Raw genomic sequence first — 23,403 nt, 5'->3', positions numbered from 1 at the left:
CCATTATAGTTCCCGGCTCGCACATTCATGATGCTCGTTAAGGTATGCAATTGTTGCTTCGCACATTTTTTGAAGGATAGGGATATCAATGTCCGATAATTTTTTGATGTAAATGCAGGCTTTACCTATTTTATACTTACCAAAGTTGTCCAGCAAATGTTTGTTATCCTCGGTAGGAGAGTATACGTACAAAGAAAATTCAGCTTTACGGGGCGAAAACCCAATAAGCGGTGCGGTACCTTGGTGGCCACTGGCATATTTATAATTGTAACTGCCAAAGCCAATAATGGTTGGGCCCCACATTTTAGGCTCAAAGCCCGACCACTCCCGCATAAGTTCGATCAATTGAAAACTATCCTGTTTCTTTTGGTCATTCTCTACATATGCGTTGATAAAATCGGTTACACTAACTTGTGTTTCGGTTGTTTTATTTGTAGCCATATATAATTGTTTTTATGCATTAGCTATTTGGTTTACCATACAAAGTTAAAACATTGCTTATAAACTACTCTCCTTTCTTTGCTTTTCGCGCAAAGGCTGCCGGTGTAGTGCCGCAGTAACGCTTAAACTCCCTGCTTAGGTGCGATTGGTCGGCGTAACCCAATTCTTCAGCTAAGCCTGCAAGGTTAGCATCAGGATATAGCAACAACTGATTGCGTACCTGCTCAAAGCGTATAAGGCCGGATATATCTTTAACCGTATGGCCGGAAGATTCTTTAAATTTTCGTTCCAGCGTGCGAATGGTTGCATGGGCAGCGCCCGCAACCTCATTTACAGGCAGCGTACCGTTTGCCTTTCTCATTGCAGCTCCTGCTTTATTTAGCATACCGTTGGGCACACTGTGCGGCGGCATAATGCCTAAATAGTGTTGCAACAGATTGACCGCTTCATCTATTTTTTCGGAATTTATGCACTCCTGTAAATCCGGTTGAAGGCTCGCAACAGGATGCTCAAATACACTTACCCCGCTTTTGTTTGATGGCAGCCCAAGCAAATTGAACACTGCCCACGGATAGCATCTTATGGCAATGATCTCTACCGTGTTTTCAGAATAAAATGCAACCGGATTATTGAGCAGTCCAATCATAAACGGTGATGGCAGCGGCTTTAAGCCATCCTTGTCGGAGATACTAAGTCTGTCACCAAAATAAAAAATGATCTCGGTATAGCCATCGGGAACTACTTCAAAACCCTGTTTGCCAAAGTTTCTCTTTTCATACCAAAAGCATTTTATGGCATCCTTTAAAACTATTGGCGGTTCAAATTCCCGATGCATTTTAATGCTGTTATTTTTTGTTCAGGTTTATTTTGTAGGTTTTGGCTGTAGCCGAATCGGCAGATGCATTATTTATCTGTGCCGATGGCGGTGGTGGGGGAGGCGGCACTGCAGCAAATACATCTTTTACATCTATAGCAGTACTTGCAGGCTCCCATTGTACCATGCCCTGTTTCCAAACAAAATGTTGCTGTGTAAACTGCCCTGACTCGGCAAAATCCTGTAATTGTGCTAAGGTATACGGACCCGATTGCTGCCCGTTTAAGGCAATATGCCAGCTTACCGATGGTGGCGGTGGCGGGGAGTTGGTTATACTACCCATCATGCCGCCAATTTGGTTACCCATAACGCTGCCCACCTGCATACCCGTCATGATGCCTAACGGGTTTAAGCCCCCACCGCCCAGGTTTATATTACCCATGGCCCCCAGGTTTTCTGATGCGGTTTTTAAAATATCAGCTTGCAGGTCTACCTGGTGTACTGTAAAGTTTTTAGCTTCAACACCCATTTCAAGGTCTTTGCGCTGTATGCGGGCCAGTTCTTCAAGGTTGGTAACTTCCACACCCGTTTTTGCATTAATATAGCGCAATTGCTGGTCGGCCGTAGCGCGTTTTAGCTGCTGGTAGTTTGGGTCAGTATCGTTTAGCTCTATAGTAGCAATATCAACACGCTTTAGGCTGATGCCATAATCCTGCTCCAGCTCCTCTGTAAGTTTAGATTTTACGTAAGTATTAATATCATCAAGCCTGCGTTCCAATTGCATTACCGGCAGGCCGGTCTCGGCAGGGAGGTTAAGTATAACCGATTTTATTTTGCGTGTAAAAAAATCTTTTATCTGTTCTTCAAAATCAGACAATTCAAAATTTACAAGGCGGTATAGTTTTATAAAGTTGCCAATATCTATAATGGTAAAGGTAAGCGAACCGCGAACGGCACACGGCACGCCCAGATCAGGGAAACGGTTATCAAAAACATCAAAATAGGGAATGCCGAATTTTATACGGTTGTTTTGCTGGAGGTTAAAGAAATACACCTGTGCCATAAATGGCGAATCGCCGCCGTAGGCTGCACCCACTATGCTTGTAAGTATGGGCAGGTTAGCTGTTTTAATGGTTTTATCGGCAGGGCCGGTAATAACATCAAACAAATCGCCATTTTGCTGATTGTAAAACAGTATGGCTGCCTCGCCGGCGTTTACACGCAGGGTACTGCCGTAACGAATGGCGTTTTCTTTGTGTGATGTATTAGGCTCGCCATTAGGCGACCATTTGTGTACAAGGTAATCTTTTTTATCGCAGCTTATAACATCCATAAAGCCACCTTCATTACCGCCAAAAAAGTTTAATATGCTCATTTATCTTCTTGATTTTTTGCGTTTGGTAGGTTTGTTTTGTTCCTGTAGATTTTTGTAAGCTGATTCACGTTTATCAATCAACAAATTCAGTTCTCCCTGCTTAACATAGCTTGCTAAAACAACTCTCTCCCTTGCTTTATCAAATTCAGCCTTTAGAAGGAGAGAATTGATTTGTTGTTCTATAACAATATCACTTTTATCCTGAATTTCGTATGGGATATAAGCACCGATATGTCCAGCTCGAATTACGTTAAGGGCACCATCATAGTCTTCTGCATTTGTAAGGCTGTCAATTTCAAGGTCACGCAATAAATTATCAAGTTCATCTTTTTGATATCCTTCTTCCATTTCTGCTAAAGCTATTTTTGCTTGTCCTATACGTCCGGCTTTGATGTACCTCTCCGTTTTATCTTCTGCCGATTCTACCGGTTTAGATGGTTTTGGCATTTCCATTTTAGAGAATGCAAACAAGATCCCGACAATCGCTACCACTGTAATTATGCCCGAAACCGTATCGCCCTTTTGCCTTTTTGCTATAACGGCATCCCTTTCGGCTATGCGCTCATTAATGTACTGGTTAACATTTTGGTCGTCGCCATATTTTGTTCTAAGGTTACGCACCTGGCTATCGGTACTGGCAATAATCTTCTCATTTATATAGGCATACCTGTCAAACAAGGCCTCTTTTTTAATTACTTTTTTATATATAATATACAATCCGGCAGTTACAACTATTAATATGGCCGAATTAAATATTTTAGAATTACCTGTTTTTGGGACCGCCTGTAAAGCACTAACGCTGCCGTCAAGACTACGCATCATTTCGTCGAGCGTTTGTATGTTCTCTGTCGATTCGGCATATAAAACATAATCGCATGACGGGCACACGCGGCTAAGGCCGCTTAAAATTTCACCGCAACTGGGGCATTTATTAACCTTAGGCTTACTGCTTTTGTTGAGTTCGTACAGCTTACCATCCAGGATCATATCCAGTTCATCGAGGTCAAAACCCAGATTTTGCGCCTTTTTTCGCAGCACTTCTCTCTCCTTGTCGGTTATGTAGCCATCTACAAGCGCATATTCGACCAATTTTTGTAATTCGGTGTTCATTAAAGGCGTTAGGTTTTATGTTTTATTGGTGTTTCAAATTTACACATCCCTATTAAATACGCAAGTTTTTGCATGGTTAATGTAATAAAAAGATAAAAAAACAGATTAATTTTAATTTTTCTATTTTTGCAGTACGCAACACCACAATTATGTACAAATCGCTCATAAGGCCGTTACTTTTTAAATTCGACCCCGAAAAAATTCACCACTTTACGTTTTCGTCAATCCGTTTTTTAAATAACATACCGGGCATGCCGGGTGTTTTAAAAGGTATTTACAATGTAAGCGACCTAAGGCTTGAGCGCGAGGTGTTTGGGCTAAAGTTTAAAAACCCTGTAGGCCTTGCTGCCGGTTTAGATAAAGATGCCAAATTGTACAAGCAGCTTTCGGGCTTAGGCTTTGGTTTTATAGAGATTGGTACCCTTACCCCAAAACCACAGGAAGGCAATCCTAAGAAAAGGCTTTTCCGCCTGCGAGAGGATAGTGCACTTATTAACCGTATGGGCTTTAATAACGGTGGGGTACAAGAGGCAGTAAAACGCCTTAAAACCAACCCGAAAGGGCAGGGACATGTGCTTATAGGCGGTAACATTGGTAAGAACAAGGTTACACCCAACGAAGATGCCGTAAGCGATTACGAAATTTGTTTTGATGCGCTTTACGACTATGTAGATTACTTTGTGGTAAATGTAAGTTCGCCCAATACGCCTAACCTGCGCGAATTGCAGGATAAAGAGCCTTTGACTAAATTATTGCAAACCCTACAGGATAAAAACGCAGCCAAGCCTAAGCAAAAACCAATACTCCTTAAAATTGCCCCGGACCTTACCGATGAGCAGCTGCTGGATATTATAGATATTGTAAAAACTACCGGTATTGCGGGGGTTATTGCCACCAATACTACTATATCCCGAGACGGACTACAGTCTGATAACAAAGCCGAAATGGGCGGCCTTAGCGGCAAGCCATTGGCCAAACGCAGTACGGAGGTTATACGTTTCCTTTCAGAAAAAAGTAATAAAGCCTTCCCTATTATTGGGGTGGGAGGCATTCATAGTGCCGATGACGCGATTGAAAAGCTGGAGGCCGGCGCAAGCTTAATACAGTTATACACCGGTTTTATTTATGAAGGTCCTGCGCTTATTAAGGCGATCAATAAGAGATTGTTAAAAAATTAGATCTTTAGATTTTTGGATTGTCAGAATAAAACAGGTTCTAAGAAACTAAGCCCCTCAGCCCCTCAGGTTATGGAAAAGATAAAAATTATAGAATGCCCCCGCGATGCCATGCAAGGCATTAAGGCTTTTATACCTACCGAGCGTAAAATTGCCTACATACAGTCGTTACTGCGTGTGGGTTTTGATACTATAGATGTAGGCAGTTTTGTATCGCCTAAAGCCATACCGCAAATGCAGGACTCTGCGGCGGTGCTTGCCGGGTTAGACCTGAATACTACCAAAAGCAAACTACTGGCTATTATTGCCAACACGCAGGGTGCCGAAGCCGCGGCAAAGCAGCCTGCCATACAATACCTGGGATATCCGTTCTCAATATCTGAGAATTTCCAGATGCGTAATACCCACAAAACCATTGCGCAGTCTTTAGTTACCCTACAGAAAATTTTAGATGTTGCACAGTCGGCAGATAAAGAGGTGGTGGCCTACCTGTCTATGGGGTTTGGTAACCCTTATGGCGACCCGTGGAATGTGGATATAGTGGGGGAGTGGACGCAAAAGCTGGCCGATGTGGGTGTTAAGATACTGTCATTATCCGATACCGTTGGGTCATCTACGCCTGATGTGATAAGTTACCTGTTTTCTAATCTGATACCTAAATTTCCCGATGTGGAATTTGGCGCACACCTGCATACTACTCCTGATCGTTGGTTCGAAAAAATTGATGCTGCCTACAAAGCAGGCTGCAAACGTTTTGACGGTGCTATACAGGGATTTGGAGGCTGCCCAATGGCAACAGATGAACTTACCGGCAACATGCCTACCGAAAAAATGCTATCGTATTTTACCGCTGCCAAAGCAGATAGCGGACTAAATTCGCTTAGTTTTGAGAGTGCTTATAACGAGGCAACCAAGGTTTTCAGGGAGTTTCATTAGTATAAATTAAGCCTATATTACCATAGGAATAAATTATATAATAACATTTTAATGTTGCGTTAAAAAGCACTATATTTGCATGCAATTTAACTACAAATTGCAACATGAAAGCACACGAAGCTAAAATCATCGGCGAGGGCCTTACCTACGATGATGTTCTACTTGTTCCCAACTACTCTGAAGTTTTACCCCGCGACGTAAGTATACAGTCTAAATTTTCAAGAAACATTACCCTTAATGTACCTATTGTATCTGCAGCTATGGATACCGTTACCGAAAGCGCTATGGCAATTGCTATGGCTCGCGAAGGTGGTATTGGCGTTCTGCACAAAAATATGAGCATTGAAAAGCAGGCTAACGAAGTGCGTAAAGTAAAAAGGGCAGAGAGCGGAATGATCATTGATCCTGTTACGTTGCCACTTACTGCTAACGTTGGTGATGCTAAAAGCGTTATGAAAGAGTATGGTATAGGCGGTATACCTGTTGTAGATGAAAATGGCACGCTAAAAGGTATTGTTACCAACCGCGACCTTCGTTTTGAAAAGAACTTTACCCGCTCTATACTTGAAGTGATGACTACTGAAAACCTTGTTACTGCCGGAGAGGGCACTACACTTGAGGTGGCAGAAGGGATCCTTCAGAAAAATAAAATTGAAAAATTACCGGTTGTTAATGCCGATTATAAACTGGTTGGCCTTATTACCTTTAGGGATATTACTAAAGTTAACCAAAAGCCTATTGCCAATAAAGATAAATTTGGCCGCCTACGCGTGGCTGCTGCCCTTGGCGTTACAGCCGATGCGGTAGAAAGGGCAGAAGCGCTTGTAAACGCAGGTGTAGATGCTGTTATTATAGATACGGCCCACGGGCATACTGCCGGTGTGGTTAAAGTATTAAAAGAGGTTAAGGCTAAATTTCCGGGGCTTGATGTTGTAGTGGGTAACATTGCAACTCCTGAGGCAGCCCTTTACCTTGCCGAAAATGGCGCCGATGCTGTTAAGGTAGGTATTGGCCCGGGTTCTATTTGTACTACCCGTGTTGTGGCAGGTGTAGGCTTTCCGCAGTTTAGCGCTGTTTTAGAGGTTGCTGAAGCCCTTAAAGGCACAGGCATACCGGTTATTGCCGATGGCGGTATACGTTACACCGGCGATATCCCTAAAGCCCTTGCAGCGGGCGCGGGCAGTGTAATGCTTGGCTCATTACTTGCAGGTACTATGGAGTCTCCGGGTGAGACCATTATATTTGAAGGCAGGAAATTTAAATCGTACCGTGGTATGGGATCTGTAGAGGCTATGAAAGAAGGCTCTAAAGACCGTTATTTCCAGGATGTGGAGGATGACGTTAAAAAACTGGTACCGGAAGGTATTGTGGGCCGTGTGCCTTACAAAGGTGAGCTTTTTGAAAGCATGCTTCAGTTTGTTGGCGGCCTTAGAGCCGGTATGGGCTACTGTGGATCTAAGGATATTGAGACGCTACAGGCAACCAGCCGATTCATCCGCCTTACATCAAGCGGTATTGCAGAAAGCCATCCGCATGATGTTACCATTACTAAAGAAGCGCCAAACTACTCAAGATAATTTTAGTAGTTGCTCTAAATAAAAATGCCCCATACAATTTGTATGGGGCATTTTCTTTATAAAACTAACTCAACTTGTATTACAATGCTTTAAACTGGTATACCGGCGATGTGGCTGTATTGCCCTGCGCATCGGTAGTTACAACCTTCCAGTAGTACGTACCTCCGGCTACTACATTTACGGCCGCCGTTTGCGTTGTAAAAGTACCGGCAAGGGTAGTAGGGTTGGTGTTGGTATCAAAGTATACTTTGTGGTTTACAATGTCGTTATCAACATCCGATGTTTCCCACTCCAGCGTTACCAAAGGCCCTGTAACCGAACTGCTCATGGCAGGAGATACAAGGTCGGCAGGGAACGGAGCGTGCTGTGTAACGGCATCACCGGCGTTGTAAAATTTCCACGTTTCGCTGTTAACCGATGTATTGTTCTTGTTAACGCTTATATACCATGAATACGGCGTAGCCTTATTTAGCGTAACTGCCATAGATGTATTGGTGGCAGCATTGTACTGCAATGTACTTTGGGTGTTAAGGTTCTTTACGTAAATAAAATACCCCTCTGCCCCAGGTACGGCATTCCACTGAAAAGTAACATTGCTTTGTGTAGCAGAAGCCGAAACGCCTGTAGTACACTCCGAATTATTTTCGGGGAAAGAAAGCGCAGCTGCATCGGTGTTGCCACCGGTACCGCCACTGCCACTGTCGTCGCTTCCGCAGCCTATAAAGGCAAGCGTAACGGTTAAGGCTAATAATATCTTTTTCATTCTTTTACAATTTTAGTGTTAAACGCTGTAGAGCCACTTACTACTTTCATAATGTAAACACCTGCTGCAAGCGGGGCCACATCTACCGAAAGTACATCATCAGCATTGTTGTAATCTTTAGTAACTACAAGTTTACCCAGTAGGTTAAAGATCTCTACATGAACTTTTTCATTTTCGGCAACAGCCATAGCCACATAAACGGTGTTTCCATTTACAGGGTTAGGGTATACCGAAATGGTTTCATCTAAAACAATACTCTGCCTAAATGTACCCTGGCAATCGTTCTGCCCTTTAACCTCAATGTTGTTTACACCCGGTTTAAGTGTCAGCTCAATAGTGCTTAGGGTAGTGGTAAAGGTGTTTTTGTTAAGCGTTACGGTATAGATTTCATCGCCAAACAAGTCTAATTCTACTTTGTTTTTCTCAGGCATCATCCTTGCCAAAGCAGAAATATCTTCCGGCTCTGTTATCGTAAGCTCAAAACACTGTTGGTACGACGGAGCCTCCGGCAATGTAACGCAAAGCTGGTAGGTTCCTGCCGATAAATTACTGAAAGTAGTTGCAGTAGTAAAGTTTGCAGTTTGGTTTACACCATTTCCTGTAACTGTACCTACATAGTTATGATTGGCTGTAGCCGATACACTAATAGTACCGTTGTTTGCTGTCCTGCACGTTTCTGAAGCTGTAGCAACTGCAAAGTTACTGCCCGGTAGTGTAAACAGTGTACAACCACTAAAGTCTACCACATCGCCTACAGGAGTACCCGGACATAAGTCGCTTGAATTTGCAACACCATCATTATCATCATCAGGGGCCATTAGTGTAAACTTAATCCAGTTAATATTAAACCCTGATGCCGTTACGTTAGCCCTAAGGTAGTACCTGCCTGCAGGCAATACTGCCTGGCTGTTTGTGGTTGCCCATGTTTGCCATCCGCCTGTGGGGCTTAAGGTAACCGTTTGTACATCTTGCGTTGTATCGTTTATTAATTGCAGTTTAATACCGCCTGTTGCGTTAAGGCCTGCTGTACGGTACTCAATTTTATAGTTACCGGCTGCGTTAATGTTTACAAGGTAATCCAGGTAATCGCCGGCATCGGTGTAACCAAGATTTTGTCCGCCGCCCACATCGGTAGTGGTTTCAGGAGTTAAGCCGTTGTTTACATAGAAGCTTTCGGCCTCAATCAGCCCTGAGATCTGCTGGATGTTGCCTACATTATTCACAACCGCTTTATCTGTAAAGGCAGGCTGTACAGTAGCGTCGGCAGCAACAAGGTTAGTGCCTGCATAAGTTAATGTAACAACATCTCCCGCGTTAATAGGGGTAGCAGGGGTAAGGATAATACCGCTTTCGGCGGTGCCCATATCAGCATTGGTAACAGCAACAGCATTACCATTTACTTTTAAGCTCAGGTTGCTTTGAGAAAGGTTTATGCCGCTTGCAAGGTCTTTGTTGAATAATACCTCCACCTTGTCGCCAAGAACGTTGGTAGCAGCGTTTACAACTTTAAAATCGGCCTGGTTAGATGGTACAGGATTTTTAAAATCAAGGTAGTTGAGGTTGAAGTTACCAATCTCAAAAAACACCTTAACCTTATTTGTACCCGCTTTTAATATAACATCGTTAAGTGTAACTGTACCATAAACATCATATCCGCCAGTAGAAGGCAGTGCGATACTCTCTGATATCCATCCGTTTTCATCCTCAAGGTGCAATTTACCCGTTGGACCAGCATAACGTATGTCGATATCATAAGCCATCTCGGTGGCACTTGGTATAGTAAACAATAACCACTCATTATTTTCTATATAACCTACCTGGTAGCCGTTTGTTGTAGCATCAGTACATGCCTGAACGTCTACACCATCGTTACGGCCTGTCCAGCCGTTGTTCCATGCGGTGTATGACCCGCCATCGGTATGGTAAGTGGCAACAACATTATCTTTGTAGGCATAGCCGTTAGTACCAAGGTCGTAATCGGCAGCATACACTTTACCGGGAAGCGGGTGCGCCACATACGGAAGTGTTTCGTTAGTTTGCACCTGGCGGAACATAGCATCTACAACATCCCTCCTTATCGTAATGTTCTCGTTTTTAAAGTTCTCGGCAAGTTCCATAAGGGCAGCCGTTGCCACCGAAGCCGATGGGGCAGTGCCACCATTGTTCCAGTAATTTAATAATTGCTGGTAACCGGCATTTTTAGTTACATAGGTAATGCCAGCAATACTTTCTACCTTTTTAACCGGCCAAAATGCCCAGCCAATGTTATTAGATTCTACCAAAGAGATAGCATCTTTAAACCAAACGTTAGAGTTTTCGCCGCTTTCGCCTAACCATATTGGCACATTTTGCTGTGTCCTGATGTTAAGCATTCCCTGTATAGAGCCTGTGCTGTTGTTGTTCCAGTATTTGTGAAAGCTAACTGCCATATTATTATCCCATAACGGGAAAATACCATTGTAGTTGTTACCCCAGCAGTTACCCTCTATAATAATCATGTGGTTGGTATCTACTGCCCTTATAGCGGCAGTAATATCTACCATAAGCTGGCGCAGCGGAATGTTAGAGCCCTCGTCGCAGCCGTTTTGGTTGGTACCTGTAAAGTTCCAGTTAGGCTCGTTAATAAGGTCATACGCGCCTATCCACGGGCTGTTTTTGTACCTGTCGGCAAGTTGTACCCATAGTGCGATCATCTTATTCCTGTTGTCTGCACTTTCCCAAAGTGATGGCTTAGTATCATCATAATCAGAAATATTAGCATCCTTACCCTGGCCGCCCGGCGCGCCGTGCATATCCAGTATAAGGTACATTTCGTTATCGGCACACCATTGCAGTAACTCATCGGTCCTTTCAAAACCTTCGGTAAGCCATGTATTCTGCCCTGCAACCGGTTCGGCCTCAATAGGCAATGTGTACAGATTGTAATGCATAGGCAGCCTTACCGAGTTAAAGCCCATTTCTTTAAGCATAACAATGTCGGCTTCGGTAATACCGTTGTCGCGATACGCCTGGTAAAAAGCCTCGGTAGCCGAAGGGCCAATAAGGTCTTGTATCTTTTGGCGAATTTCGTGCTGAGGCCCTGCAAAACCATCGGTTTGCAGCATGTAGCCCTCCTGTAGCATCCAACCGCCAAGGCCAAGCCCGCGCAGGAGTACATTATCGCCATTGCCATTAACTATATTCTGGCCGCTTTGGTGCAGGTAGCCCTGGCTAAAGGCCGGGAGTGCAAGCGCCAGCATAAGCATGCTGAGTAATTTTTTCATATATATTTTACTGTTTAAGGCGTAGTTATTAATAAACCAAAGTTTGTATGCCGTGACCCGGAATGGTTTCTGATACTTTTTCTGTACCAATTATAAGCATATAGTTTACAGGCGCATCGCTTGTATTCATAACAACCGTTGCCATTTTACCATCTTTGTTAATAAACGATGCACTAAGTAGCTGGCTGCGGCTTACCGCGCTGCTTACACGCTTGGCTTCCGGCTGTACGAATTTTGAAAAATGGCCAATAAAGTAGTAAGAAGGGGTGTAGATAAGCTTGCCTGTTTTAGTATCGGCATGCAGTGGAGAAAAACAGAAGTTACCCACGTGGTTAGGGCCTCCTTTTTCATCTAAAAGAACGTTCCAGTCGGTCCAGCCGGTCGTACCATTGTTAAAGTCGTTTATAAGCGACTCCCCGTAACGCTCGCCGTTAGCCCAAAGCTGTAGTTTGTTGTAGTCGTATTTTTCTACACAGCCTTCGGTAAACATAATATGCTTGTCAGGGTAGGCCTCTGCCACTTTTTGTACATTCTGGAACATTGGCTTGCCGCCTGCCCAGGTTTCATACCAATGGAAACCCATACCCCAGGCGTATTTAGATGCTTCAGGATCTGAATAGATCACGTTGGCACGCTGGTTCATAAGGTCACGGTTATGGTCCCAAACAATAATTTTTTTGTCGCCCAGCTCTTTTCTAACTGTTGGGCCTAAATAGTTTTTAAGGAAATCACGCTCTTCTTCGGCAGTATAAATACACGACTCCCATGTTTGGGTAGCCATAGGCTCATTTTGCACGCTAAGGCCCCATATTGGCATGCCTTCTTTTTCGTAAGCCTGTATAAACTTAACATAGTAGTTTGCCCATGTCTGATAATACTCCGGCAATAGCTTACCGCCCTTAAGCATGTTGTTGTTATCCTTCATAAAAGCAGGCGGGCTCCACGGGCTTACAAAAAGCGTAGTGGTTTTGCCGGCCGTTTTTAAAGCTTGTTTTATTAAAGGAATACGGAATTTTTTATCGTGGTCTATGTTAAACGATTTAAGGCTTTTATCGCCTTCTTTAATGTAGGTGTAACTGCCGCTGCTAAAATCGCTGCTGTGTATGGTAGTACGTATAATAGAGTAGCCTATGCCTTTATCTTTATCGTAGTAAGCAGTTATAAATTCTTTTTGAGCCTCCGGAGTAAGTTTGGCAAATACCTCGGCACTCGCATCGGTAATGGCGCCGCCTATACCCAGGATGGACTGAAATGTTTTTTGAGGCTCTACAAAAATAGAGATCTCGGTTTCTAAAGGCTGCTTTGATGCAGAAAAAGAAAGGTTATTGGTTTTTGCAAGTTTTTTGCTAATGCTGTCTGTAGTATAAACAGTTACCTGTTTTCCTTTTGCAGAATACGTTGCAGGTTTAACTGCCTGCTGCGCCCACATTGTGCCACACAGCAACAGGAGAAAGGCAGATACATTATATTTCTTCATTATTATAAGTTGTTGGGGATTATAGATAAGCTATGCCATTACAGGTTGTGTTATTAAAAAATAGCCTGTAATCTATAACAGAATACAGGCTATTTGTAACTAACCCAAAAATTATTAAAGTACTTCGTGGAAGGTTACGTTGCTAACGGTAATTGAGTTGATATTACCATCGCCGCTACCACATTTTATAAGGAAGTAAACAGTTTGCGATGTTTCAAAAGTAATTACATTACCCGATACATCCCCTTCGCCACACTGCTCATCAGAAAGCAATCCGTCAAACGCAGATGTAGCACAACCAGCCCATGTGTTAAGCTGTATCCTTTTACCGCCTGCACTATAGTCGTTGTTTTGAACCGGTGCAGTAGGAGATACATAAACCTCAAACCATGTGTTTGCAGAACCCGGGCCAGCAACGTTCATGTCAAACTCATAGGTTTTACCGGCTTCTACCTGGATAGCCTGGTAAATTGCCTGGTGGCCTGTAGTGCCAGAGATGGTAGCAGAACCTTCATTAAACGTCCATGCAGCACCGGCAGTAATGTTAAGTACTGTCCAGTCAGATGGGGTTTCAAAGTTAGGGCTTGCAATAAGGTTAGGGCCTTCTTCTACAGGTGGAGGTTCCGGTAGCGCTACTGTAACAATAACCTCAGTTACAGAGTTTGTACCGCCTATGCGGCCTACAACGCGGTGTTCTATTTTATAAGTACCACTTTCATCAAGAGTATACTGCATAGTGTTGCCACCTTTCGTGCCAAAATTGTTGTTGCCATACTCGCCGTTTTCGTTAGAAACTCTCCATATATGGTACTGGATATTAGGATCTGTAGATCCTGTAACACTTACAACTTCTACATCTGCACCACTGCCATCAACAGTTTGTACGCTGGTTGAGGTAAATGAGGCATCTAAGTTAGATTGAGTTAGCGGGTTTCCTTCTGTAACTTCGTCAGGTGTACAACTAACTAAAGAAAACGCTGCTGCTATAACTGCTATGCAGCTGTTTCTCATAATTTTATTTATTTTCATAATATTAGTTATAAGCAGGGTTTTGAGTGATTTTAGTATTCTCTGTCTCTTTTATTGGTATTGGCCAATGTTCATGCTTACCGGCTATAAAGCCACGTGATGCTAACACTGTAGCAGCCCTGCCTGTACGAACAAGGTCGTTCCAGCGGTGGCCTTCACCTGCAAGTTCAAGCCTTCTTTCATTCCAAATAGCCTGTAATGATACCGGTACTGATGGTAAACCTACCCTTGCCCTTACAGCATCAAGCAATGCCTGTGCACGTGCGCCTGTACCTCCAAGAGCTTCAGCTTCTAAAAGATAGGTGTCTGCAAGACGAATTACATAGGTGTTTTGACGGTAATTTAGTACCTGGTCGCCACCACCATCAGTAATATCAGCATTTGTAGGCATGAATTTTTTAAGGAAATATCCTGTATCCTGATAGCCAGGAGAGTAATCTGCAAGGCCGGCAAGTTTTAACGCGCCTACGTTAGCAAGCGTAGCGTCTCTGCGCGGATCGTTTTCTAACGCGGCAGCAAGGTCTAAAGTAGCAGGGTTAAAACTCCAGCCTGTTTGGTATAAAGGTGCCGCTGCACCCGATGCAACATAACCTCGTGGGCCAACCATTACATTAAGCGAATTCCCCTCATCAGATCCTGATCCCCAGTTACCCCAGGTAGCATTACTTTCTTTAGTGTGTGAAGTTTCAAGTATCGACTCTGAGTTAAATTTATTATCAATATTCCAAAGGTCGGCAAAATTAGCTAATAGCTGATTACCATATTGGTTAGGTTGACCCGGAGTGCCATTTACCTGTGCAAGTTGGGCAGCAGCTTCGGCGTTTTTACCTTGGTATAGTAACACTTTTCCAAGTAATGCCTGTGCAGCACCTTTGTTAAAGCGACCAGCTTCTGAAGCAGCATCAACTGTTGCAGGAAGGCCTGCAATCGCTTCGTTAAGGTCAAGCTCTATTTGAGCATAAACTACTGCTGGTGAAGACTTCTCAATAGTATAAAATTGATCTGCAGTTAGGTTTGTTGTATAGAAAGGTATCTCTCCAAACATGGTAACTAACTGAAAGTAGTAGTATGCACGTAATGCTTTTACCTCTGCCGCAAAACGGGATTTTTTAGCCTCATCCATTGGTACATCCGGTAATTTTACAAGCATGGTGTTTGCACGGAAAATTCCCTGATAGTAATCACTCCAAAAACTACCCGGTATTGTAGTGGGGTTAATGGTATAATTAGAAAAGCCCTGTATGCCTGCGCCATCTGTAGAGCTACCTCCACCGGCATAAAAATCATCAGAACCCGCATTTAGCATAGCGATCATGTTTTCAAAACCGCCGGACTGCTTTCTCATGATATCATACGTACCTATAAGTCCCTGATAAGCCTGGGTCTCATTTTGGTAAAAGTTTTCCTCAAGATAAGTACCGGTAGGCTTTACCTCCAGGTACTCGTCGCTGCATGAAGCAAGTGAAAGCACCGCTGCTAATGCAAGAACACTGTTTTTAAAATTTATTTTTTTCATTTTTTCAATTTTTTTAATTAGAACGATAAATTACACCCTAACATGAATGATTTAGCCTGAGGATAATAACCACGGTCTATGCCGCCTACATCTCCACCAATTTCCGGGTCAAATCCGGTATATTTAGTAAAGGTAAACAGGTTTTCTGTGGTTACATAAATCCTTGTTTTAGCCAAACCTGCTTTTTCAATTATATTTTTAGGTAATGAATACCCTAACTGAATGATTTTGATCCTGAAATAATCACCATCCTGTAAATAGAAATTAGACATTTTAGTAAAGTTACCATTTGCATCGGTAGTAGAAAGCCTTGGGTACGAGTTTGTAGAACCTTCACCTGTCCAGCGGTCTAAAGCTGCCGTTTGCCAGTTAGCGTTGTTTAAATCAAGCCTGCGTAGTCCTTGGAATATCTTGTTGCCAGATACACCCTGTCCAAAAGCCATAAGGTCGAAACCTTTGTATTCAAGGTTAATTGTTAAACCATAAGTAAAGTCAGGTAATGGGCTACCAAGGTATTTTCGGTCATCTTCGTTAATTTCGCCATCGTCGTTAAGATCCTGCCATCTAACATCGCCCGGTACAGCGTTAGGCTGTATTACCGTTCCAGCAGAGTTAGTATAGGCTTGAATTTCAGCAGCATTTTGGAAAATACCGTTAGTTACATAACCATAGAACTGGTTGAAAGCCGAACCTACCTCATATCTTGTTAATGCACCCATTGACTGGAAGCCCGGGCCGGTGTTAAACTCACGGTCGGCACCAACATAGGTAACTTTATTTTTAAGTGTAGAGGCATTACCAGATACTCTTACATTAAAGTCGCCAAATTGTTTAGAGTAAGTTAAGGACATATCTAAACCGGTGTTTTGCATATCTGCAACGTTACCTTGCGGAGCACCTGTAGCACCTACATAACCCGGTAATTGAATACTTTGAAGTATACCGGTTGTTTTCTTTTTATACCAGTCAAACTCTAAACTAAAGTCTCTAAATATAGTAGCTTCAAAACCAATGTTGGTTTGAGCTGTTTCTTCCCATTTAAGATCAGGGTTAGATGGTGCATCAGGGCTATAACCTACAGTTACCGCACCAACATTACCTACAGTATAGTTACGGCCACCGCTTACTAATGAAAGGTATCTGAAATCTCCGATATCATCACTACCTACAACACCATAACCACCACGCAGCTTAAAGTTATTTAAAGCTTCGTTTTCTTTCCAGAAATCTTCTTTTGTAAGTACCCAACCCACAGAGAATGATGGGAAAGTACCATATTTGTTGTTAGCACCAAAGCGGGAAGAACCGTCACGACGAATGATACCTGTAAACAGATATTTTTCTTTAAAATCATAAGTAGCCCTTGCAAATAATGATGTTACAATGTGTTTGTTACCGGTACTTGACCAGCCTACAATATCATCTGCTGCAGTTGGCCAGTTAAATGAAGCGTCTTCACGATTATTAACCGGTTGGTTAAAAAAAGTAACTCCTTGGCCGTAAGTATCGTTATCTACGTAAGCAGCCTGACCACCAAGAACTGAAAAATTGTGGTTATTTATTAGCTTTGTATATGATACCGTGTTTTCAATATTCCAGCCAAAACCTCTGTTGGTTTCCCTGTAAAGACTATTTCTCTGGTTATTGTTATTTGTGTTTAAATAGGATATTGGCGTAAAACTTTCACTGCCCCAATAAGATAATTTACCACCTACTGTACTTCTAACTTTTAAACCCTCTATAGGAGTTACTTCTAAATAAGCATTACCTACAAAGTTGTCAGCCCAACCATAATTACCTTTGCGCACCGCTGTATATGCAAGTGGGTTAGTCATCTCATTAGCTACTGCGTTAGATATACCGTAAAGATTACCGTTAGGATCTCTTACGGCATATTGCTGTGAGTAGTCGCTTGCGTTAGAAAAACTTGGTATAATAGAAGGATCTGTAATAACCGCTGGTGTAACCGGATCAAGGTTGATTGCAGAAGCAAGCGGACCACCAAATTCGTTATTTGTGTTTCCGATACCAATTGTTTTTTCGTGTGAATAACCAATGTTTTGACCGATATTCACGTATTTACCAAGCTTGTGAGTTGAATTTAACCTGATGTTTTTACGGATGTAGTTTGATATATCTGTAGTAACAATACCTTCCTGATCTGTTAACCCTACAGACATATAGAATGTAGATTTATCTGTACCACCGCTCACGCTTAGTTCGTGCTGCGACCTTAATGCACTATCATTAAATATAACATCTTGCCAGTCAGTTCCTTTACCTAATGTTGAAGCGTTAGGATAAGGAAGTGCAAAAGCTCCATTGTTTGTTGTGTAGCCATTAGCATACTGCTCATTACGTAGTGTTGCATACTGGTTGGCATTTAAAAGGTCCAGCTTACGTGCAGCTTTAGAGAAACCTGCAAAACCGTTATAGTTAACCGACATTTTGCCTGCTTTACCTTTTTTAGTAGTTACAAGTATTACACCCGCAGCAGCTCTTGCACCATAAATGGCCTGAGAAGCAGCATCTTTAAGCACCTCCATAGACTCAATGTCGCTTTGGTTTAGGTAGTTAATACCGCCATTATCTACAATTACACCATCTACAACCCATAAAGGATTGTTGTTGTTAAAAGAAGTAATACCCCTAACGCGAATTGTAGCTGCCGAACCCGGTTGTCCTGCATTTTGTGCTACAAATACACCCGAAGCCCTACCTTGTAATGATTGGCCAATAGTTGTAAGTGGAAGATTTTCAAGGTCTTTTGCCTTAACGCTTGAAATGGCACCTGTTACAACACTTTTCTTTTGTGTACCGTAACCCACTACTACCACCTCTTCGAGGGTTTTGGCCTGTGGGGCAAGCGATACATTAATAGTTGTTTGGCCATTTACAGCGACCTCCTGGTCGGCATAGCCAACATAACTAAATATCAGTGTGGCATTTGGGTTTGCCATTACCTGAAAGTTACCGTCGATATCCGACGATGCACTGTTAGTGGTGCCTTTTACTAAGACGGAAGCACCTGGAACGGGAAGCCCGCTCTCATCTGTTATCTTTCCTGAGACAGACGCATCCTGCGCCCATGCAGATAGGGTAGATAACAGGCAGACAAAATAAAAAAATCGTAATTTTAATAATTTCATACTCGTTAAAATTTGGGTTGATTATTTATTAATAATAAGCAATATTACTCCTTTTTTTTATATATTAATAACATAATATCTTTACAAAAACACATCAATCGTAAAAATAAGCTATATAAAAACACATCAAAAATATTATAATTATTTGATATTTAATATATTATAAGTAATTTGTATTGTTATGCTTATGTTAATCACTTTAAAATACCCCTACAAATAGTCAATTTTTAATTACAACGTTGTAGCTGTTTATTACTCAATCGGTTAAGTATTGCTGTTAGCAGGTAAATTTGTGTAGTTTTGATGTGTATAATGTTAGCTAATTTGTCCTATATTTGGCTCATAAATGCTAAAACACACTTAATTTGGTGCTTTTGGATACCCTTAAAAAGCTAATTACACCGTTATAGTGACATATTATAACATAATTTTTGTAAGAATTGAAGCGAGAAAATACCATGTTGAGTTTTAAAAAGACAATTATTTTTATAATATACCTATATATAGGTGTAGCGGTAGCGCAGGTAAAAAACATAGGTTTACCTAAACTTATTAACTATAAAAAAACCGAGTATGGGGGTGGATCTCAAAACTGGGATATCGGACAGGATAAAAATGGTAACCTGTATTTTGCCAATACATCTGGCCTTTTGCAATTTAACGGCACGTCCTGGAGTAAAAGCACTATACCAAATGCAACAGTACGTTCTTTAAAAATATCTGAAGACGGTAAAATCTATCTTGGCGGTTACAGCGAATTTGGGTATTTTGAAACCAATAAGAATGGAAAGTTGGTGTATACCTCACTTTCTAAACTGGTAGGGCCAAATTCAAAAAAAATAATCGACTTTGTCTGGAAGACCCATATTGTAAACGGCGAGGTGTTTTTCCAAACCTTTTATCGCACCTATATATATAAGGATGGAAAGATATCTGTTTTAGAAGCACCAAACCGCTTTCAGTTTTCGTTTGTAGTGAACAATACCCTGTATTTTCAGGATATAGAAGACGGCCTTTTAGAGTACCGCAACGGCAAACTTGTAAAATTGCCGGGTACCGAGATATTTAATAATACCGAGGTTTGGGGCCTGTTGCCTTTCCAAAAAAATAAATTACTGGTGGTAACTCAGGACAAGGGGCTGTATATATACGACAATGGAACCCTTAAACCGTGGCTGTGCGAAGCCGATGCGTTTGTTAAGAAAAACAACTCGCTTGGCGGCAGGATATTGATGGATAAGTTTATTGTTTTAAACTCGGTACTTAACGGTATTATAATTTGCGATGAGGAAGGTAAGATCATTCAGCACATCAATAACCAAAAAGGCCTGCAAAACAACACGGCGTTAAATTCTTTTGTAGATAAAACCAATAACCTGTGGCTGGGACTTGATAACGGTATTTGTTTTGTGAACGAGAATTCGCCGTTTACCTATTTAGAATCAAGTTACGGGCTTGGGGCAGTGTATGCCTCTGCTATTTATGATGGTAATCTTTATGTGGGTACCAACCAGGGCGTTTTTAGCCACGACTGGAAAAAATCGTTTAAAGAAGAATCGTTTACATTTTTAGAGGGTACCGCGGGGCAGGCCTGGAACATGCAGGTTATAGACGGGCAACTGTTTTGCTCGCACAACCGTGGACTGTTTACCATTAATAGTGGCAAGGCCGGTAAATTTTTAGATGACAAGCGCGGTTACCTTAGCCTTAAGCCTTTGCCGGGTAAGCCGGGATTTTTAATAGGGTCTAACTACCACGGCTTTGCAATTTTTGAAAAAACACCATCGGGCTGGCAGTTTAGAAACCAAATAGAGGGTTTTAATATAAGCGACAGTAAATTTTGTACCGACGGCACAAATGTTTGGCTGCGAAAAGATGTTGCTTACCGCTTAAAGCTTAGTGCCGACCTACGGAGGTTTAACACGGTAAACACTTATGACAGCCTTGATGGTAAGCTTAAGGGCATTACCAGTGTGCAGCAAATAAATGGGGTGGTGTACTTTCAGTCCAACAACCGGTTCTTTACTTATAATGCACTGAATGATAATTTTATAGAGGATAAAAAACTTAGTGCTTACTTTAAAGGCCTGCCAATGATCCGCTACTGTTTTGAAGACAATAAGGGTAACATAGGCTATTTTTATAACGAATCGTCTATGGGTATGCTAATGCGCAATGCTAACGGAGGGTATAAAAATGTACTGTCATCTTTCGCGCCGTTATCAGGTAACCTGGTGTACTTTTTTGAGTCGGTTAATACCATCGATACCGACGATATATTTATAGGTATTACCGAAGGGCTTGTACATTACAACCCGCAGTTGCAAAACACCCACCCACCCAAGCCAAAGGCGTTTATCAGGTCGTTTACGTATGCTAATGATACGCTTGTTACCGGTAATATGGCGCGTGTTAAGGATATTGATATCCTGTACAAATTCAACAACGTAAAGTTTACCTTTTCGTCGCCCATTTATGATAATCCGGAAAATATACGCTTTACCTACAAGCTTGAAGGTTTTGATGAAGATTGGAGCACACGCACTAATGTACCGGTAAAAGAATACACCAACCTGCGAGAAGGCAGTTACCGTATGCTTGTAAAAGTGGTTGACAGCTACGGTGTAATGTCAGATCCTACAGCAATTTCTTTTGATGTCTCGCCTCCCTATTACAGGCACCCGGTTGCTTATTTACTGTATGTAGGGGTAATTGCTTTTGGTGTTTATTTTGTGCGCAGGAGGCTACAGGCAAAAATTAGGAAAAGTAAATATTACGAAACGCTGGAGCAGCGCAGGCTATATCTTGAAAGGGAAACCAAAATTAAGCAGGAGCAGTATGAGCTTGAAAAAGAAATTGAACGCCTTAAGAACGAACAGCTTAGGGTTAAGATATTAACCAAAGATAAGGAATTGGTAAACAACTCATTACAGGTGGTTAAGAAGAATAAGCTGCTTAACGGCATCATACATAAATTAAAAGATATTGATGCCGAAGTTACCGATGAAGCGGCTAAACTTCGCTTTGGAAAACTTCAGAAAACCATAGTAAAGGAGCTTACTACAGATAAAAGCTGGAACAACCTGGAAAAGCACATTCGTAACGTGCACTTTGATTTCCTTAAACGCTTAAAGGATAAATACCCAACCATTACCCCGCGCGAAATGGATCTTTCTACTTACCTGCTTATGAATATGAGCACCAAGGAAATTGCCGAGATTATGAATATATCAGACGGTGGGGTGGAGCTGGCGCGGTACCGACTCCGTAAAAAATTAGACCTGCCGCGTAAAGAAAACCTGACCGGTTTTTTAATGAACATATAAACAAGAATCCCCGCTAATGGCGGGGATTTTAATTGTTAAAAACCTGATGAATTTAAGCATTCGCATTACTCCAGTCTATTTTACGGGAGGCATACATTACCGCACCTAAAATAAGGAACAAGCCTATACTGCCTACTAACAGGGCATAATTTTCTAATTGGATGATCACATAAATAAAGGCGTACAACGCGCTGAGTGCCGTTGCTATAAACACCGGGAACTTAATGTTCTTTAATATGGATATCGAGTACAGCGCTATCATAATCACTACCGAAACTCCGGCAACAATATAGGCCAGCGTAAAACTACTATGCTCTGTAATAGCGATAAGTAAGGTGTAGAACATTATAAGCGCCAGCCCTATCATGGTGTACTGAAAAATATGGATGCTTATTTTGCTGACCGACTGTATTAAAAAGAAGATTAAAAACGTGAGCCCGATAATAAGGAAGCCGTATTTAGAGGCGCGCTCATTTTGCTGGTACTGGTCTATAGGGATCAGGAATTTTACATCAAAACTATAATCGGCAAGATTAGGGATGGCACCAAAATGCTGCTGCGAGAACGGCCTGTTAAGGTGCGATATTTTCCACTGGGCATCAAAGCCATTTGCGGTTACCTTTTTTTCATCCGGGATAAAATTGCCTTCAAAACTTGGCGATGCCCAGTTAGATGCCATTTTAGCCGTAGTGTTCTTACCTATAGGTACAATTTTAAGCGCTTCGCTGCCTTTGTACTGAATCTTAAAGTCGAAGTTTACAGGCCCGCCCGCAAAGGCATCCCTTAAATTAATAGTGTTGGTTTCTAAAGCAGCTACGGTATCGCGGTCGTTAGTTGCAGCGGCAGGTTCAAATGTGTATTGCTTGCCACCTAAGGAAATGTTTACGGCACCTTTTATACTCCTTATGTTATTGGTTTTAACCACAATGCTGGCATTTTCCCATTTAATCTGTTCGGCGGGAATGTTTCGGGAGCTAAAATCGGGGGCGGTGTAGTTGCCTTTAAAACCCATATCGGCAGTATAGACAACCGACTCATAATTGTTGCGGTTCTTTTGTTCCGTAGGTACATTGGCGGTAATGTTAAGCTCATTCGGAAAGAAATACGCATACTCTGTAGTGGTATAGTGCTGGTGGGTAACCTGTTTGGTGTTGGCATCAACCAGCTCATTATCGGTATACGATACATAGGGCACTTTAATCACGGGGCCGTAAAAATATACGCTCTTGCCCCATTTCTGGTTAATTTCGTTTACTACGCTTTCCTGGCGCTGCGCCCTTTCAAAAATAAGGCTTTTTACAAACTCAAGCGGAATGAGCAGTACTAACGTGAGCAGCCCCACCATGATGATCTTAGCGGTGCTGGATTGCAATATGCCGGGAGGAGGGGGCGGTGCAGGGTACTGAAATTTAGGCTGATCGGGGGTTGGGTTTTGATTGATTTCCATAATAA

At 42.2% G+C, this 23,403-nt stretch carries 15 protein-coding genes; 4 read left to right on the top strand and 11 right to left on the bottom strand.

What is annotated here, in order from left to right; translation table 11 throughout:
* Positions 1-3: 3 nt before the first annotated feature.
* The 4 genes from FMM05_RS03460 to FMM05_RS03445 all read right to left on the bottom strand — a co-directional run bounded on the left by FMM05_RS03460 (position 4) and on the right by FMM05_RS03445 (position 3,740).
* Entirely contained in the window at positions 4-441 is a 438-nt protein-coding gene (locus FMM05_RS03460) for a DUF1801 domain-containing protein (protein WP_143371953.1), read from the bottom strand.
* A gap of 64 nt (positions 442-505) precedes the next feature.
* Positions 506-1,276 carry a helix-turn-helix domain-containing protein gene (locus tag FMM05_RS03455; RefSeq protein WP_143371952.1) on the bottom strand — a complete coding sequence of 257 codons (771 nt, stop codon included), beginning with the start codon at positions 1,274-1,276 and terminating at the stop codon, positions 506-508.
* A 10-nt stretch (positions 1,277-1,286) separates the two neighbouring features.
* Positions 1,287-2,630 carry an SPFH domain-containing protein gene (locus tag FMM05_RS03450; RefSeq protein WP_143371951.1) on the bottom strand — a complete coding sequence of 448 codons (1,344 nt, stop codon included), beginning with the start codon at positions 2,628-2,630 and terminating at the stop codon, positions 1,287-1,289.
* Positions 2,631-3,740 (bottom strand): zinc ribbon domain-containing protein, encoded by a 1,110-nt coding sequence (locus tag FMM05_RS03445; RefSeq protein WP_143371950.1) that lies wholly within the window; start codon positions 3,738-3,740, stop codon positions 2,631-2,633.
* Positions 3,741-3,889: 149 nt separating this feature from the next.
* On the opposite strand from FMM05_RS03445, the gene FMM05_RS03440 reads away from it, so the two are divergent.
* The 3 genes from FMM05_RS03440 to guaB all read left to right on the top strand — a co-directional run bounded on the left by FMM05_RS03440 (position 3,890) and on the right by guaB (position 7,428).
* Positions 3,890-4,918, top strand: a complete 1,029-nt coding sequence (locus FMM05_RS03440; protein ID WP_143371949.1) for a quinone-dependent dihydroorotate dehydrogenase — start codon at positions 3,890-3,892, stop codon at positions 4,916-4,918.
* A gap of 69 nt (positions 4,919-4,987) precedes the next feature.
* Positions 4,988-5,851, top strand: a complete 864-nt coding sequence (locus FMM05_RS03435; RefSeq protein WP_143371948.1) for a hydroxymethylglutaryl-CoA lyase — start codon at positions 4,988-4,990, stop codon at positions 5,849-5,851.
* Between the two features lie 104 nt (positions 5,852-5,955).
* On the top strand, positions 5,956-7,428 hold the full coding sequence (gene guaB / locus FMM05_RS03430) for an IMP dehydrogenase (protein ID WP_143371947.1): 1,473 nt from the start codon (positions 5,956-5,958) through the stop codon (positions 7,426-7,428).
* Positions 7,429-7,507: 79 nt separating this feature from the next.
* Here guaB and FMM05_RS03425 read toward each other — a convergent pair whose 3' ends face one another.
* The 6 genes from FMM05_RS03425 to FMM05_RS03400 form a co-directional block, all read right to left on the bottom strand.
* A complete protein-coding gene (locus tag FMM05_RS03425; protein WP_143371946.1) occupies positions 7,508-8,191 on the bottom strand; it encodes a hypothetical protein in 684 nt (227 codons plus the stop codon).
* The gene (locus FMM05_RS03420; RefSeq protein ID WP_143371945.1) at positions 8,188-11,454 is read right to left on the bottom strand and encodes a carbohydrate-binding protein; all 3,267 of its coding nucleotides are present in this window, start codon (positions 11,452-11,454) and stop codon (positions 8,188-8,190) included. The genes FMM05_RS03425 and FMM05_RS03420 overlap by 4 nt, the downstream gene beginning before the upstream one ends.
* 28 nt (positions 11,455-11,482) lie before the next feature.
* Entirely contained in the window at positions 11,483-12,931 is a 1,449-nt protein-coding gene (locus FMM05_RS03415) for a glycoside hydrolase family 30 protein (RefSeq protein WP_143371944.1), read from the bottom strand.
* Positions 12,932-13,045: 114 nt separating this feature from the next.
* Positions 13,046-13,960: a hypothetical protein gene (locus tag FMM05_RS03410; protein ID WP_143371943.1), complete on the bottom strand. Its 915-nt coding sequence runs from the start codon at positions 13,958-13,960 to the stop codon at positions 13,046-13,048.
* 4 nt (positions 13,961-13,964) lie between these two features.
* Positions 13,965-15,476, bottom strand: coding sequence for a RagB/SusD family nutrient uptake outer membrane protein (locus tag FMM05_RS03405; protein WP_143371942.1), 1,512 nt, complete (start codon positions 15,474-15,476; stop codon positions 13,965-13,967).
* Positions 15,477-15,493: 17 nt separating this feature from the next.
* Complete coding sequence (locus FMM05_RS03400) at positions 15,494-18,625, bottom strand: SusC/RagA family TonB-linked outer membrane protein (protein WP_143371941.1); 3,132 nt, start codon at positions 18,623-18,625, stop codon at positions 15,494-15,496.
* 440 nt (positions 18,626-19,065) lie between these two features.
* Between FMM05_RS03400 and FMM05_RS03395 the strand changes: the two genes are divergently transcribed.
* A complete protein-coding gene (locus tag FMM05_RS03395; RefSeq protein WP_235894350.1) occupies positions 19,066-21,951 on the top strand; it encodes a triple tyrosine motif-containing protein in 2,886 nt (961 codons plus the stop codon).
* Positions 21,952-22,003: 52 nt separating this feature from the next.
* Here the strand turns inward: FMM05_RS03395 and creD are convergent, their stop codons facing one another.
* Positions 22,004-23,398 carry a cell envelope integrity protein CreD gene (gene creD / locus FMM05_RS03390; RefSeq protein WP_143371940.1) on the bottom strand — a complete coding sequence of 465 codons (1,395 nt, stop codon included), beginning with the start codon at positions 23,396-23,398 and terminating at the stop codon, positions 22,004-22,006.
* Positions 23,399-23,403 lie beyond the last annotated feature (5 nt).

This window comes from Flavobacterium zepuense (genome assembly GCF_007097145.1).
Classification (GTDB): Bacteria; Bacteroidota; Bacteroidia; order Flavobacteriales; family Flavobacteriaceae; genus Flavobacterium; species Flavobacterium zepuense.
The sequence above is the reverse complement of the archived record's forward strand: the minus strand, read 5'-3'. Positions and strand labels throughout refer to the sequence as shown.